This window comes from Novosphingobium sp. Chol11, assembly GCF_945870625.1.
Classification (GTDB): domain Bacteria; phylum Pseudomonadota; class Alphaproteobacteria; order Sphingomonadales; family Sphingomonadaceae; genus Novosphingobium.
Genome location: NZ_CAMBTS010000082.1, coordinates 1 through 14,627 on the forward strand (window position 1 = coordinate 1; position 14,627 = coordinate 14,627).

Annotated in this window: 13 protein-coding genes; 5 read left to right on the forward strand and 8 right to left on the reverse strand. The window is 61.6% G+C overall.

Annotated elements, in window-relative coordinates; translation table 11 throughout:
* The first annotated feature begins 411 nt into the window (after window positions 1-411).
* On the forward strand, window positions 412-1,560 hold the full coding sequence (locus Q0O40_RS12085) for a winged helix-turn-helix domain-containing protein (RefSeq protein WP_295530080.1): 1,149 nt from the start codon (window positions 412-414) through the stop codon (window positions 1,558-1,560).
* Between the two features lie 216 nt (window positions 1,561-1,776).
* The gene (locus tag Q0O40_RS12090) at window positions 1,777-2,043 is read left to right on the forward strand and encodes a hypothetical protein (RefSeq protein ID WP_295530082.1); all 267 of its coding nucleotides are present in this window, start codon (window positions 1,777-1,779) and stop codon (window positions 2,041-2,043) included.
* Between the two features lie 328 nt (window positions 2,044-2,371).
* Here Q0O40_RS12090 and serA read toward each other — a convergent pair whose 3' ends face one another.
* Window positions 2,372-3,955: a phosphoglycerate dehydrogenase gene (gene serA, locus Q0O40_RS12095; RefSeq protein WP_295530084.1), complete on the reverse strand. Its 1,584-nt coding sequence runs from the start codon at window positions 3,953-3,955 to the stop codon at window positions 2,372-2,374.
* 111 nt (window positions 3,956-4,066) lie between these two features.
* Window positions 4,067-5,194 (reverse strand): phosphoserine transaminase, encoded by a 1,128-nt coding sequence (locus Q0O40_RS12100; RefSeq protein WP_295530087.1) that lies wholly within the window; start codon window positions 5,192-5,194, stop codon window positions 4,067-4,069.
* 271 nt (window positions 5,195-5,465) lie between these two features.
* Between Q0O40_RS12100 and Q0O40_RS12105 the strand changes: the two genes are divergently transcribed.
* Window positions 5,466-6,140, forward strand: coding sequence for an extensin family protein (locus Q0O40_RS12105; RefSeq protein WP_295530090.1), 675 nt, complete (start codon window positions 5,466-5,468; stop codon window positions 6,138-6,140).
* Between the two features lie 85 nt (window positions 6,141-6,225).
* Here the strand turns inward: Q0O40_RS12105 and Q0O40_RS12110 are convergent, their stop codons facing one another.
* From Q0O40_RS12110 to Q0O40_RS12130, 5 genes are all read right to left on the reverse strand, one after another.
* On the reverse strand, window positions 6,226-6,837 hold the full coding sequence (locus tag Q0O40_RS12110) for a LuxR C-terminal-related transcriptional regulator (RefSeq protein ID WP_295530092.1): 612 nt from the start codon (window positions 6,835-6,837) through the stop codon (window positions 6,226-6,228).
* A 264-nt stretch (window positions 6,838-7,101) separates the two neighbouring features.
* Window positions 7,102-7,872 (reverse strand): proteasome-type protease, encoded by a 771-nt coding sequence (locus Q0O40_RS12115; protein WP_295530095.1) that lies wholly within the window; start codon window positions 7,870-7,872, stop codon window positions 7,102-7,104.
* An 83-nt stretch (window positions 7,873-7,955) separates the two neighbouring features.
* Complete coding sequence (locus tag Q0O40_RS12120; protein WP_295530098.1) at window positions 7,956-8,768, reverse strand: transglutaminase family protein; 813 nt, start codon at window positions 8,766-8,768, stop codon at window positions 7,956-7,958.
* A 14-nt stretch (window positions 8,769-8,782) separates the two neighbouring features.
* Window positions 8,783-9,730, reverse strand: a complete 948-nt coding sequence (locus Q0O40_RS12125) for an alpha-E domain-containing protein (RefSeq protein WP_295530100.1) — start codon at window positions 9,728-9,730, stop codon at window positions 8,783-8,785.
* 16 nt (window positions 9,731-9,746) lie between these two features.
* A complete protein-coding gene (locus Q0O40_RS12130) occupies window positions 9,747-11,180 on the reverse strand; it encodes a circularly permuted type 2 ATP-grasp protein (RefSeq protein WP_295530103.1) in 1,434 nt (477 codons plus the stop codon).
* Between the two features lie 177 nt (window positions 11,181-11,357).
* On the opposite strand from Q0O40_RS12130, the gene Q0O40_RS12135 reads away from it, so the two are divergent.
* A complete protein-coding gene (locus tag Q0O40_RS12135; RefSeq protein ID WP_295530105.1) occupies window positions 11,358-13,439 on the forward strand; it encodes a molybdopterin oxidoreductase family protein in 2,082 nt (693 codons plus the stop codon).
* Here the strand turns inward: Q0O40_RS12135 and Q0O40_RS12140 are convergent.
* Window positions 13,436-13,990, reverse strand: coding sequence for a DUF3617 domain-containing protein (locus tag Q0O40_RS12140; RefSeq protein WP_295530108.1), 555 nt, complete (start codon window positions 13,988-13,990; stop codon window positions 13,436-13,438). The genes Q0O40_RS12135 and Q0O40_RS12140 overlap by 4 nt on opposite strands.
* Window positions 13,991-14,103: 113 nt before the next feature.
* On the opposite strand from Q0O40_RS12140, the gene Q0O40_RS12145 reads away from it, so the two are divergent.
* The coding region (locus tag Q0O40_RS12145) for a DEAD/DEAH box helicase family protein (RefSeq protein ID WP_295530111.1) at window positions 14,104-14,627 on the forward strand (524 nt) is incomplete at its 3' end.

Genomic DNA, 14,627 nt, shown 5'->3' on the forward strand with positions numbered 1-14,627 from the left:
TTCGCCGCTGACTTCAAAAAGCAAGAGGCTGCTTCGCTCCGCATAGCCGGAGGCTACGCTACGCAGCCCCTTGCTTCACCCGCGCTCTCGCGCAACAACGATCCCGAGGCTCTAGTCGCAACTGGATGACGGTTGGGGGTCACGTCAAAAGGCCGCGATGCTGCCGCCATTGGCGAATGTACGTGGGGCGATAAATCGAATGTTTTGCCATTCTTAATCGGTGCCAAAAATAAGTGATACACAAAATTGTAAAATACACCAAGGAACGGTTTCCGGTACTTATGGTAAGACGTACCAATATCTAGCTGCAAACTGACATCTCGGTGACGAGCTGATGCGGATCGACGCCGAGGATCCGAACCGCTCGGCCGGCCGGCGCAGCGCTATTGACCCTTTAAAATCAGAGGGTTAATGCTGTTAATTGCAGTTAACGATTCAGGCTCGGCCTGCCGTAATCGCCTTACGGTAAACAACCCATGCCAGCGCATTTTGTTCCCACTAATGTTTTGGGGTTTGGGTCGCGCCTTTAGCAAAAATGCGCCCCGCTCTTCACGTCTCTACACCTTGGCATGTCGAAGCGACATTCTCGCTCACAATAATTTAATAAGACTCAAATACATGTCACAAAATGTAAAATTTAATAAGTATGAAACGCATGACAATAATGATTGCTTTATTACAGAGCAAGATACTTTTTTAAAATATATCACACAGACATTAGGTTTTACATTCGTATTCTACCGAAGTGAATTTGCTTTTGTTTCTATTATGAAATCATTTCATTCTATTCATGAAGTTTATTTCTTGCAAAAGGTTTCGGTGATGCGTGGACACAACCTCGCCTTAAAAGTGGATATTTCTGATCCGGGCTCGTCTTTGAGCACGCGCTACATCGCGATCGATGATCGCTCACAAGCGCAGCGGGCAGAATACCTTGCTCATCTTGTGGCTATCGATAACGTCTTTCCCTTTGGCGAGGCCAACACTTACGCAATCTCGTCGGAATGTTACTATGATGTGCTGTTCATCGGTGGCGAGGACACAGCGCGGATTGCACGGTTCGTAAGAAACAATAGCAAATTTCTGGCTGGGCGCCTGATCATCATTTTGACGTCGCGGTCAAGCCCGGTGAAGCGCACACGGCTTCTCAAAGCCGGATGCGATGACGTGATAGATGTCGGTCGCATGCACATCGAAGAAGCGAAAGCACGTTTGGCAGCGCACGTGCGCCGCTCCGAAGTATATCGCAGCATTGCCAACGAAGCGGACAAGCGATTGGCAGATATCGGTCAAGTCATCACCGTCGTCAAAACCAAAAACCGCGATATGTTAATCGTCGAATGTCTTCTGGCTAGCAAGCCGGCAATCGTATCCTATGCAAAAATAAAAACCTTGATGGGTGATGTAAATCAAACAATCACCGACAACAATATGAAAGTGTTCATGTCTATCTTGCGGAAGAAGTTGCGCCCCGGCTGGGAAATTAAGGCGGAATCCGGCGTGGGATATCGACTTATTGAGACTGCTGTTTCAATCAAGCAGTCTGGCTCGCGATCTTAATCGCCTTCGTGGCGTTGTTGCGCCAGGCCGCAATGTCCGCGCCCTTGCCGAGCGTGGTGCCGACAACGAATGCCGTCGGATGCGGCACCCGTACCGCGCGAAAGGCGGCCCCGTCGCCCTCGCCGCATCGCCATCACATGCAGCTCCGAAACGCAGATCCCCCAGCACGATGCTGCGCCACAGATCAGCAAAGTTCGTTTCTCCTAGGGAACCCGGATGATGATAAGGAAAAGTCCCATCAACCTCGATAAGCAGCAAGATGTGCCGTCCGGGCAGGCGGACGGTCAACCGACTGACGTGTCGGTTCATGATATCGACTGTTTCAAACGTATCCTCGCAACCGCCGCTAACAACGATCATCCCGAGTTCGAGTATGTCTGGGACGAACCACCGACGCCCCCAAGGTACAATCTTGGAGCCATTGCAATTGTCGCGCTCACAGCTGCCGGCATTTTGAATGCCGCCATCTCTCTCTGGCATTGAAACAGCGACGCAATAAAGCCTCGGGATCGGCCGCAGCCCCAAGCGTACGCCATCGCTCCTCGCCGCGCGCAGCGGGGTCGGAGGCCGACCGACTCATCACGTCGTCGTTCGCGCGCGCGGGTCTTGCCGAAAGCCGGCGCATGGCCGTGGCGAAAGCTGTGCTGCGCCTAAACAACGCTCGCCTGGGAATGACGCCCACATCCTTGCGACCACGCGCAATTGCCGGAAAGATGAAATAAGAAGGCGCAGGCTGATCCGAAGGGGCGGCGCTTGGCGAGAGCCGCCACCCCAACGCGCCGCCTGATGGGGGATCAGGCTGATCCTGCGGTCAGAACTTCAGCGAACGCACCGTGCGCACCCCGGGCACCGCGCGCGCTTCGGTGAGCACCGCTTCGGTCACCGGGCTATCGACCGACAGAAGCAGCACAGCCTCGCCTCCCGCCTCGCGCCGCCCCAGATGGAAGGTGCCGATGTTGATCCCAGCCTTACCTAGCACGGTTCCGATCGAACCGATGAAGCCCGGCGCATCCGTGTTCACGATATAGATCATGTCGCCATCGAGATCGGCCTCAACGCTGATCCCGAAAATCTCGACCAGCCGCGGCTGGCCATTGCCGAACAAGGTGCCCGCCACCGAACGATCGCCCTGCGATGTGCTCACCGTCACGCGGATCAGCGTGTGATAGATGCCCTCGCGATCATGGCGCACTTCGCGCACATCCAGCCCGCGCTCCTTGGCGAGGAACGGCGCGTTGACCATGTTCACGGTCTGCGAATAGTTCTTCATCAGCCCCGCCAGCACCGCCGCAGTGATCGGCTTCTGGTTCAGCTGCGCCGCCGCGCCTTCAACCTCGATGGCGATCTTGGTCAAGTTGTCATGCGCCAATTGCCCCACCAGCGAGCCCAGCTTTTCCGCCAGCGCCATATAGGGCTTGAGCTTGGGTGCTTCTTCGGCCGAAAGCGAAGGCATGTTGAGCGCGTTGGTCACGCCGCCGGTGGTCAGGAATTCGGCCATCTGCTCGGCCACTTGCAGCGCGACATTGACCTGCGCTTCGGTGGTCGATGCGCCCAGATGGGGCGTGCAGATAAAGTTCGGCGTGCCGAACAGCGGGCTGTCCTTCGCCGGTTCGGTTTCGAACACATCGAGCGCTGCGCCGGCAATGTGGCCGCTGTCGAGCAAGTCCTTCAGCGCCGCCTCATCGATCAATCCGCCGCGCGCGCAATTGACAATGCGCACGCCCTTCTTGGTCTTGGCCAGATTCTCCCGGCTGAGGATGTTCTTGGTCTCGCTGGTCAGCGGGGTGTGCAAGGTGATGAAATCCGCCTTGCCGAGCAGGGTATCGAGATCGGCCTTCTCCACGCCCATTTCCAGTGCGCGCTCAGGCGTGAGGAAGGGATCGTAGGCGACGACTTTCATGCGCAGGCCCAGCGCGCGGGCGGCGACGATCGAGCCGATATTGCCTGCGCCGATGAGGCCCAAAGTCTTGCCGGTCACTTCAACGCCCATGAAGCCGTTCTTGGGCCAAAGCCCGGCCTGCGTCTGCGCGTTGGCCTCGGGCAATTGCCGGGCCAGCGCGAAGATCAGCGCGATGGCATGTTCGGCCGTGGTGATCGAATTGCCGAACGGTGTGTTCATCACCACCACGCCGCGCGCGGAAGCATAGGGGATATCGACATTATCAACGCCGATCCCAGCGCGGCCGATCACTTTGAGATTGGTCGCCGCATCGAAGATGGCCTTGGTGACTTTGGTGGTGGAGCGGATCGCGAGGCCATCATACTGGCCAATCATCGCGATCAATTCATCGGGTGTCTTGCCGGTGATGACATCAACATCGCAGCCATTCTCGGCAAAAATGCGCGCGGCGTTGGGGTTCATCTGGTCGGAAATGAGAACGCGTGGCTTGGTCATGGTGAATATCCTTGGCGTGAGTCCCTGTGCAGGCGGGGACCTGGGTGAGGCAAACAATGTGCTAAGAAGGCGCCTGAGGCCGCCGCGTTCGCGGGGGCCCAGGGGTATGCGTCAGGCGGCTTTCAGGGTCGCCCAGGCCCAATCGAGCCAGGGCCCGAGCGCTTCGATATCGGCAGCGTCGACGGTCGCGCCGCACCAGATGCGCAGGCCCGGCGGCGCATCGCGGTACCCAGCGATGTCAAACGCCGCGCCTTCTTTCTCCAGCAGCCCGGCAAAGGCCTTGATGAAGTCGGCATCCGCGCCTTCCACCGTCAGACAGACCGAGGTCATCGAACGGTTCGCCTCGTCGAGCGCGAGATGGCCGAGCCATTCGCGCTCGGCCACAATCTTGCCCAGCGCAGCGGCATTGGCGGCGCAGCGCGCCTTGGTGCCTTCGAGACCACCGATCGACTTGGCCCATTCAAGCGCGAAGATCGCGTCTTCCACCGCCAGCATGGAGGGGGTGTTGATCGTCTCGCCCTTGAAAACGCCCTCGGTCAGCTTGCCCTTGGAGACGAGGCGGAACACTTTGGGGAGCGGCCATGCCGGGGTGTAGCTTTCCAGTCGCTCGACCGCGCGGGGGCCAAGGATCAGCACCCCATGCGCGCCCTCGCCGCCCAGCACCTTCTGCCAAGAGAACGTCGCCACATCGATCTTGTCCCACGGCATGTCATAGGCAAAGACCGCGCTGGTGGCGTCGGCAAACGACAAACCCTGCCGGTCGTCCGGGATCCAGTCGCCATTGGGCACGCGCACGCCCGATGTTGTGCCGTTCCAGGTGAACAGCACATCGGTCGTCCAATCGACCGCCGCCAGATCGGGCAGCTGGCCATAATCCGCGCGCGGCACGATGGGATCGATTTTCAACTGTTTGACCGCGTCTGTTACCCAGCCCTCGCCAAAGCTTTCCCACGCCATCGCGGTCACGCCGCGCGCGCCGAGCATCGTCCACATCGCCATTTCATAGGCGCCGGTGTCGGAGCCGGGCACAATGCCGATGCGATGCGTTTCGGGCAGCCCAAGCGTCTCGCGCATCAGATCGAGGCAGAGTTGCAGGCGCGCTTTGCCGATCTTGGCACGGTGCGAGCGGCCGAGCGATGCGATCGCAAGTTTATCGGGGGAGTATCCGGGCGGCTTGGCGCAAGGTCCGGACGAAAAGAACGGGCGCGCGGGTTTGCGCGCCAGAGCAAGTGCAGTCATGTAGTCTCTCCTTACAGAGAGCACGCGCGGCGTTGGGACCGCGTGGCCCAAGAGGGTCAGTAGCGGCGCGCACGGCGCTGTCAACCCGCGCGGTCTCCGTTCTAGGCCAGCGCAGCGGGATGGCGAGGGGCCAAGGCCCGCAAATGCGCGGTCTTTTGCCATGTGATTTCTTTTTTGAACGGACATTGTCCGGGCGCGAAACAGCGATGCCCGATCGCCATTGCGGCCCACCGGAAACCAGATGTTAACCATGCTTTGTCATGATTTTATCATGACCCGCCGCCCCGCCGCCTCCGCAATCCTCCCGGCCATGCTGCTTGCCGCGGTTGCCGGGTGCGTCGATGCGCCAAAGCAGCGCAGCGCGCCGAGCCGGTGGACATCCAACACCAGTTTCAGCGGCCCGGATGCCCGCGCTTGCCTCTCCGATCTTGGCCGCCAGCAAGCCAATTTTACCCCGCTGCAAGACCAGTACTTCGGCGCTGGCTGTTCGGCGCTCAATGCTGTCCGCCTTGCGGCATTGCGCAGCGACGACAGCCGCCTCGCGCTCACCAACCTGGGACCGGTGACATGCCCGCTGGCGCATGCGATCTCTGGCTGGGCGCGCTTCGGGGTTGATCGGGCCGCGCGCCAGATCCTCGGCAGCCCGCTGGCCCGGATTGAAACGATGGGCAGCTACTCCTGCCGCAAAGTCGCGGGGACCAATCGGCTATCCGGCCATGCAAGCGCCAATGCCGTTGATATTGCAGGATTTGTTCTCGCCGATGGGCGCCGGATCACCGTGCTGCGCGATTGGGATAATCCTTCGCCGCAAGTCCGCGCCTTTCTGAGCAGCGTGCGGACCAGCGCCTGCAAGCGCTTTGGCACCGTGCTCACCCCAAATTACAACGCGGCACACCGCGATCATTTCCATCTTGAGGTGGCCGACGCGCGCCCGCTCTGCCGCTAAGCGAGCGCCGCCATTGCCAAGGCACCCGGCCCAATGGCGCAAGGTCGAACCGAATCCGAGTGTTTATCGCAAGCGCGCCAGCGGGCTAGGCGGCCACGACGCCCGGCGCATCGGCCGCTTCGATGCTGAGGCGAACGGCCTCGGAGGCATGGCGCGCGCCCAGCTTGCCCATCATCTTCATGCGGTGAATTTCGACCGTGCGCGGGCTGATCTCCAGATCGCGCGCGATCGCTTTGTTGCTGCACCCGTCGGCCAGCCGGTCGAGCACTTCGCGTTCACGCATGGATAGGCGCGCGATCCGCTGGCGCGCTTCGGCGGCGCGGCCGCGCTGAGCCCGCTGCGCGTCGGCCTCCCGCGCGGCGCGGGCCACAGCCTCGTTCAGCGGGCCGATCTGTTCGGGAACATCGAGATAATCGAGCGCGCCAGCCTTTATCGCGCGAACCACCGTGGATGTTTGCGGGTTCTCGGCAATCGCGATCACCGGCAACCATTGGCCCGCCCGCATTATCGACGCAATCAGATTGCAGATGCCCTCGCCCACCGGCTCGTCCTGCGCAAGGACCAACCCTCTCGCCGGAGCATGCGCGAGCAGTTCCTCTGCGCTGGCGTAAATCTCGGCGTGATGCCCCGCAGCAAAGGCGAGGCGGGCGAGCTTTGCCCGGCGGGCAGAGTCGCTATCGAGGATGTGGAGGGTCATGCGCTCTATCATGAGGGCACATGATCATGCGGCGCTGGCCGACGCCATCAGGGTTTGTTTCGTTCTGAACCAAAATATTCATGAGCAGCGGCTACTACAGCAAGACATTAAGGGTTTTTTGCTCGGAAACGGACGTTATTTCAGTTAAAGGATCAGTACCCGCGATCCTTTTTGATCGAAATACAATGATGACAAGGGAATATTGCACTTGGGTTAGCCAGCTTGGCTAACGTCACGCCATCATTGACTAGGTAGTTTCCCTTATTACTCCGCTTGACTGACCTGAGCGCCCTTCGGCTCGTCAAACGAATAATTCGGCAGGGAATGGAAAGCCTGGCGCAAGGCCTCGCTCCAGCTTGAGGAGATAGTGTTGAAATAGGGGTCGGTGGCCAGAATGCGCTTGTGATGCAGTGGCTCGAAATGATCCCGCTCGATCACCATCAGATCAAACGGCAGCCCGACCGAAAGATTGGCAGCCAGCGTCGAATCGAACGAAACCAGCAACAGCTTGACCGCGTCTTCGAAGCTCATGGCCTTGTCGTAGGCACGCACCAGGATCGGGCGGCCATATTTGGTCTCGCCGATCTGAAAGAACGGCGTGTCGAAGGAGGCTTCGATAAAATTGCCCTCGGGATAAATCAGGAATAGGCGCGGCTCCATATCGCGGATTTGCCCGGCAACGATCATCGATGCGGTAAAGCGCGGCCCCTCGCTCTGCATGCCCCCTTCCTGGCGGCCGCCGATCACATCGCGCAGCAAGCGGCCCACTTCGGTCGCCACCTGAAACATCGTCGGCGCATCCAATATCGAGGGGCGCCGTTCGCCCGGTGCCTTGGTGCGTTCCTCGATCTGGCTGATCACCGCCTGCGTGGTCGCCAGATTGCCCGCCGTCATGATCGTGATGATCCGCTCGCCCGGCTCCGACCAAGAGAACATCTTGCGAAACAAAGAGATATTATCGACGCCCGAATTCGTCCGAGTGTCGCTCATCAGCACGAGACCCTTGTCGAGCACCATTCCCACGCAATAGGTCATCGGCTGTTCTCTTTTCCCCCACCTGCAATGCCGGGTTTGCGCCCCCGGCGTGCCAAGTTCGAACGATGACGAATCGCCGCCGCTTATTGTTCGGCGCGCTGCTGCTGAACCGCAAGCGTTACCTGCATCGATTCCCCTTGTGCGCCATAGCGGATGCCGGTGATGGGCGCGGCGTCGCGATAATCGCGGCCGGTGGCAACGCGGACATAGCGCGGATCGGGCGAAATCCCGTTGGAGATGTCAAAGCCGACCCAGCCCAGCCCATCGACCATGGCTTCGGCCCAGGCATGGCCGGCCTCCTGCTCGATCCGGTCATCCATCATCAGGTAGCCGCTAACATAGCGCGCAGGGATGCCCAGCGCCCGGGCCGCGCCGATGAACACGTGCGCATGATCCTGACACACCCCGCGCCCCGCCGCGAGCACGGCTTCTGCATTGGTTGCAGAGTCGGTAAATCCCGCCGCATATTCCACCGCGCCGCGCACCATGACCGAGAGAGTGTGCAGCCGCGCCAGCGGATCGGCGTTCCCGGCCAGCCCAGCGAGCAGCGCGCGCACGCGCGGCCCGGCGGCGGTCAGTTCGGTTTGCTGAAGGAAATGCCACAGCGGCAAAAATCCGGCGTGCCGCCCCACGATCCCGCTCTTGTCGTTGGTTTCCACCACACCTTCGCAGCGGATCATTACATCGCTGGTGCCCGGTTCGAACGAGATCAGGGTAACGTGGTTGGCGTTCTGATCATCGTACTCCACCTGGCGGCGCGCACCTTCAAGGTGAATGGTCCATGATACGATCGATTGCCCGGCGCTGGTCTTCGGCGTCAGCCGCAAGCGCTGCAACCCTTGCGTCACCGGGCCGGAAAACCGGTAGTGCGTGGTGTGATCAATGGCGAGGCGCATTGGCGGACGTTTTCCTACTCGGCAAAGCGATAGTCGCGCTGGATCTGCTGCGCGAGCCGGGTGTTGCGGGCGATGAACCGGCCGATGAACTGATGCAGTCCTTGCTCGAAAATCGCTTCGATGGTCAGCGCGTGCATTTCGTTTCCGGCATCGCGCAGGATCTCATGCGAAGCCATTTCGCCGCCATACCCGCGCGCCAGATGCGCCAGATTTGATCGCAATTTGCCATAACAGAAGGCGAGGCTGCGCGGAAAACGTTCGTCAAGGATAAGAAACTCGGCAATCCCGCGCGCTTCCATGCGGCCCGCATTGAGCCAGCGATAGGCCCGCTCGCCCGCCACCGAGCGCAGCACATTTTCCCATTGCACATTGTCGAGGCTGGAGCCCACGTAAGAAACCGAGGGCAGCAGCACGTAGTATTTGACGTCAAGAATGCGCGCGGTGTTATCCGCCCGCTCGATGAAGCTGCCCATCCGCGCGAAATTGTAGATTTCGTTGCGCAGCATGGTGCCTTCCATCGCGCCGCGCACTTGCGTTGCCTGGCGGCGGATGGTGTCGATCACATCGCCCAGCCGCGCCTCGGTGACCGGCCTTGCCAGCCGCACCCGCAAGTTCATCCAGCTGTCGTTGACCGCTTCCCACAGTTCGCGCGTGATGCCTGCGCGCACCATCCGCGCATTGGTGCGCGCCTGCTCGCTCATCGCCAGCACATTGCCGGGATTGTCCTTGTCGCGCAGCACGAAGTTGAACACCAGCGGCCCCGGATACTCTGCGCCGAATTTGCGCTCATAGGCTTCGCGCAGGCCCAGCGTGATGATCACCGAGCGCCATTCATCGCGCGCATCCATCGCATCGCGCGTCAAAGCCATGCGGAAGCCGGCCTCAACCAACCGCGCGGTATTCTCTGCCCGCTCCAGATAGCGGAACAGCCAGAAAATGCCGTTGGCAGACCGGCCTAGCATGAGGACATGTCCGCCATCAGTCGTCCAGCACCCAGCTGTCCTTGGTCCCGCCGCCTTGCGAGGAATTGACCACCAGCGAGCCCTTCTTGAGCGCCACGCGCGTCAGCCCGCCCGGGGTGATGTCGATCCCGCCCGGCGATACCAGAACGAACGGGCGCAGATCGACATGGCGCGGGGCGAGGCCCGCGCGGGCCAGGATCGGCACTGTCGAAAGCGCCAGCGTGGGCTGCGCGATGTAGTTATCGGGCCGCGCGCGCAGCTTGATCTCGAACGCCGCCAGCTCCTTGCGCGACGAGGTCGGCCCGATCAGCATGCCATAGCCGCCCGAACCGTGCACTTCCTTGACCACCAGCTCCGCCAGATGGGCCAGCACATATTTCAGCGCTTCGGGTTCGGAGCAGCGCCATGTCGGCACGTTCTGCAGGATCGGCTTCTCGCCTGTGTAAAACTCGACGATCTCGGGCATGAACGAATAGATCGCCTTGTCATCGGCGATGCCAGTGCCCGGCGCATTGGCGATGGTGATGCCACCCGCGCGGTAAACATCCATGATCCCCGAAACGCCCAGTGCGCTCTCGCCCTTGAAGGTCAGCGGATCGAGGTAATCATCGTCTACCCGCCGATAAAGCACATCGATGGGCTGATAGCCGCGCGTGGTGCGCATGGCGATGCGCCCCTTCTCGACCCGCAAGTCGCTGCCCTCGACGAGTTCGGCCCCCATCTGATCGGCCAGAAAGGCGTGCTCGAAATACGCTGAATTGTAAGTGCCCGGCGTCAGCACCGCAACCACCGGCTTGTGCCCATGCGCAGCGGGCGGTGCGCATGCGGCGAGGCTGCGCGCCAGGCGGCGGGGATAGTCCGAAACTTCGCGCACCCGCACCCGGGTGAACAGCTCCGGGAACATCGCCATCATCGTCTCGCGGTTCTCCAGCATATAGGAGACCCCGGAAGGCGTGCGCGCATTGTCTTCCAGCACCATGAAATCGTCTTCGCCGGTGCGCACCAGATCGATGCCGACGATGTGCGTATAAACCCCGCCCGGCGGCGAAAAGCCGACCATCTGCGGCAGGAAGGCCGCATTGGTTTCTAGCAGCCGCGCCGGCAGCCGACCCGCACGCACGATTTCCTCCCGGTGATAGAGATCATGCAGAAAGGCATTGAGCGCGCGGACACGCTGATCGATCCCGCGCGAAAGCCGGCGCCATTGGTGCGCGGTGATGATACGCGGCACCATATCAAACGGGATCAGCCGCTCCTCGGCGTCCTCGCTGCCATAAACGTTGAAAGTGATGCCGGTGCGCCGGAAAAAGGCCTCGGCCTCGGTCCCCTTGCGCCGCAGCAATTCCGCAGGCTGCTCGGCCAGCCAGCCGCAATAGTCTTCATAGCCCGCGCGCGGCGCTCCGCTGGCGTCGTGCATCTCGTCATAACACGAGGGTGGAGGGACTTTCATGGTCATTCGCTCAATGCCCCATTGCTTGCACAGCCCGCGCGCTTTGCCAAGCTACCGTGCTGCATCTGCGAAATTTAATTGTGCCGCCTGCGCGCCGCTTCTCGCTTGCCATCGCAGCGGCGCAATGACACGTTTAACCGAACGGCTAAGCAGCGCATCTTGAAGGAAAGCAACGCCATGGCGCAGATCCATCATCGCACCTGCCACATCTGCGAGGCCAATTGCGGCGTGCTGGTGGAAACCGAAGGCCGCCCGGGAAGCCGGGTCGTGCTTTCGATCAAGGGCGATCCTGATAATCCGCTCTCACGCGGGCATATCTGCCCCAAGGCGACGGCGCTGGAGGACTTGCAGAACGACCCCGATCGCCTCCGCCGCCCGCAAAAACGCATCGGCAATGCGTGGCACGAGATCAGCTGGGAGACCGCGCTGCGCGAAATCGGGACACGCACCCGCGCGATCCTGGCGCGCGATCCGGCCAGCTCCGCCACTTATATCGGCAATCCCAATGCGCACAGCTATGGCAACGCGCTCAACGCGCACCACCTCACCAAAGCGCTCGGCACGAAGAACCAGTTCTCCGCCAGCACGGTCGATCAGATGCCGCACCATGTCGCCAATCTTCGCATGTATGGCCACGCCGGCATGTTCGGCATACCCGATATCGACCGCACGCAGACCCTCATCATTATCGGCGGCAATCCGATGGCGTCGAACGGCTCGGTCTGGACCGTGCCCGATTTTCGCAATCGGGTGCGCGCGCTGAAAGCGCGCGGCGGCCAGTTAGTGGTGATCGATCCGCGCCGCACCGAAACCGCCAAGATAGCCGATCGCCATTTGTTCATCCATCCATCGACCGACCTCTATTTCCTGATCGCGCTGCTGAAGGCCGTGCTCGCGCGGCAACCGGCGGCGCCCATCGCGGATTACATCACCGGCCTTGATGAAGTCGCCGCGCTGCTCGGCCGCTTCGACGATGAAACCTGCTGCGCCGCAGCCGGGGTCTCCCCCGTTGCGGTCGATTGGCTGGCAGACCGACTGACCAGCGGCCCCGCCGCGCTCTATGGCCGGCTCGGCATCGCCACGCAGCGCCGCGGCACGCTCAACGCCTGGCTGATTGCGCTGATCAACATTGCGGCGGGGCAACTCGACCGCGAGGGTGGCACCGTGTTTCCTGTCCCCGCGCTCGATACGCTGGCGATGCTGCCGCGCGGATCGATGGGCAAGTATACCTCGCGGGTATCGGGCCACCCTTCCGCGCTGGGCGAATTTCCCGCCGCCGCGCTGGCCGAAGAGATCGAGACCGAAGGGCCGGGCCAGATCAAGGCGCTGTTCGTCGTTGCTGGCAATCCTGTGCTTTCCACGCCCAACGGCCCCCGGCTCGATGCGGCGCTGGCCACACTCGATCTGATGGTCTCTGTCGATATGTACCGCAATGCCACTAGCCGCCGTGCGCACTACATCCTGCCGCCCACAGGGCCGCTGGAGCGCGACCATTACGGCCTTTTCCTGCTGCCGATGGCGGTGCGCAATGTCGCGGTCTATTCGCAGCCCACTTTCGAGAAAGAGGACCCAGCGGCGCGCCACGACTGGGAAATCCTGCGCGCGCTGGCGGAGGCGATCAGCGGCAAGCCGGTGCAGGAGCCCACCCCGCGCGAGGCGCTCGATGGCCTGCTGCAGAGCGGACCTTACGCCGTTTCGCTGGCCGAGGTCGAAGCCGCGCCCTCTGGCCTCGATTTCGGCCCGCCCCAAGCGGGCGTCCTGCCTGGACGCCTGCGCAGCGACGACCAAACGGTCACCTGCGCGGTGCCATCGTTCCTCGAAGCGCTCGCTGCGGTCGAACTGCCGCAGGCACTCTCAAGCGAAGGCAAGCTCACCCTTATCGGAAGGCGCCATGTGCGCACCAACAATTCGTGGCTCGCCAACAGCCACCGTCTGACCAAAGGGCCCGAGCGTTGCACGCTGATGATCCATCCGGGTGACGCAGCGATGCTTGGCATCGACGATGGCGCGATGGCCACCGTGCGATCGATCTCCGGCGCGGTAACGCTGCGCGCCGAAGTGACCGACGACATGATGCCGGGCACCGTCTCGATTCCGCACGGCTGGGGCCACGATCTGCCCGGCATGGCGATGGCGGTCGCCCGCGCGCACGCCGGGGTCAGCGTCAATGCGCTGACCGAATCGGCAGCGCTCGATCCGCTGTCCGGAAACGCGGCGCTGTCAGGGGTGCAGGTCGAAATCGAGCCTGCAGCAGCTTAGCCTTCCGCGTCTTCCTTGCCGGTGCATTCGCCCGCGCGCTTGGCGGTCATGCTCATCGTCATGTTCATGCCCTGCCCGCCCGAACGCTTGCCCTTGATCGACATCGTCATGGCATAAGTTTCCGGCGTGTAGACGCCGTTCATAGTCATTTCCTGCGTGCCCTCATCATCGTTGCAGGATAGCTTCGCATCGATCCGGCCGCCGCCCATCGTGAAGCTGTCATACTTGCACTTGTCATTCTCCTGACCGAAGAACTTGCTGCCGGGTTTCTCGACATCCGCGGGGGTCAGGCAGCTCACAAAGCTGCGCTCTTCGGCCACCGACTTTTCCATCAGCGCCGCCATTTCCGGCGGCATGTCAGGCATGTCGAGCTTGCCGAACTTCATCTGCGATTCCCAACGCCCCGGCAGGAAATGCGGGCCGGAATTGCCGACTTTGGCGACAACGTCCGCAACGCTCTCATTCGTGGCGGTAACGGTCTTTTGCTCGCCACAACCCGCGATGGCCAACATGGCCGCAAACGCGATGGCGGAAACGATAGGCTGGCGCATGATTGAAACTCCCCTCCCGTGATCTCGGCGGAGGCTATCATCTCGCCCGCGCGAAGCCAACATCCACGCGTTTGCCAATTGCGTGGACGCGCTTTGTTCTCCATATTCCGGGCATGGCCGAACTCGTTATCCGCAGAGGGCTGGAAGAGCCCGATACCTCCGGCACATTCGTGCCGCACAAGCCCGCGCGGCCCGACAAGATAGAGGGCGGGCGCCCGTTTCGCATCGTCTCGGAATACGAGCCTGCGGGCGACCAACCCACCGCGATTGCCGATCTCGTCGCCAGCGCGCTTGAGGGCGAGCGCACCCAGGTGCTGCTCGGCGTCACCGGTTCGGGCAAGACCTTCACGATGGCCAAAGTGATCGAACAGTTACAGCGCCCGGCACTGATCCTCGCGCCCAACAAAATCCTCGCCGCGCAGCTTTACGGCGAGTTCACCAGCTTCTTTCCCGATAACGCGGTCGAATATTTCGTTTCCTACTACGATTACTATCAGCCCGAAGCCTATGTCGCGCGGTCCGACACCTACATCGAGAAGGAAAGCTCGGTGAACGAAGCGATCGACCGGATGCGCCATTCGGCCACCCGCTCGCTGCTCGAACGCGATGACGTGATCATCGTCGCCTCGGTCTCGTG

What these genes read in the sequence shown, in the direction of transcription:
- Q0O40_RS12085 (WP_295530080.1), top strand. Translation starts at nt 412, where the DNA reads ATGCTGTTAATTGCAGTTAACGATTCAGGCTCGGCCTGCCGTAATCGC.
- Q0O40_RS12090 (WP_295530082.1), top strand. Translation starts at nt 1,777, where the DNA reads ATGATGATAAGGAAAAGTCCCATCAACCTCGATAAGCAGCAAGATGTG.
- serA (WP_295530084.1), bottom strand. Translation starts at nt 3,955, where the DNA reads ATGACCAAGCCACGCGTTCTCATTTCCGACCAGATGAACCCCAACGCC.
- Q0O40_RS12100 (WP_295530087.1), bottom strand. Translation starts at nt 5,194, where the DNA reads ATGACTGCACTTGCTCTGGCGCGCAAACCCGCGCGCCCGTTCTTTTCG.
- Q0O40_RS12105 (WP_295530090.1), top strand. Translation starts at nt 5,466, where the DNA reads ATGACCCGCCGCCCCGCCGCCTCCGCAATCCTCCCGGCCATGCTGCTT.
- Q0O40_RS12110 (WP_295530092.1), bottom strand. Translation starts at nt 6,837, where the DNA reads ATGACCCTCCACATCCTCGATAGCGACTCTGCCCGCCGGGCAAAGCTC.
- Q0O40_RS12115 (WP_295530095.1), bottom strand. Translation starts at nt 7,872, where the DNA reads ATGACCTATTGCGTGGGAATGGTGCTCGACAAGGGTCTCGTGCTGATG.
- Q0O40_RS12120 (WP_295530098.1), bottom strand. Translation starts at nt 8,768, where the DNA reads ATGCGCCTCGCCATTGATCACACCACGCACTACCGGTTTTCCGGCCCG.
- Q0O40_RS12125 (WP_295530100.1), bottom strand. Translation starts at nt 9,730, where the DNA reads ATGCTAGGCCGGTCTGCCAACGGCATTTTCTGGCTGTTCCGCTATCTG.
- Q0O40_RS12130 (WP_295530103.1), bottom strand. Translation starts at nt 11,180, where the DNA reads ATGAAAGTCCCTCCACCCTCGTGTTATGACGAGATGCACGACGCCAGC.
- Q0O40_RS12135 (WP_295530105.1), top strand. Translation starts at nt 11,358, where the DNA reads ATGGCGCAGATCCATCATCGCACCTGCCACATCTGCGAGGCCAATTGC.
- Q0O40_RS12140 (WP_295530108.1), bottom strand. Translation starts at nt 13,990, where the DNA reads ATGCGCCAGCCTATCGTTTCCGCCATCGCGTTTGCGGCCATGTTGGCC.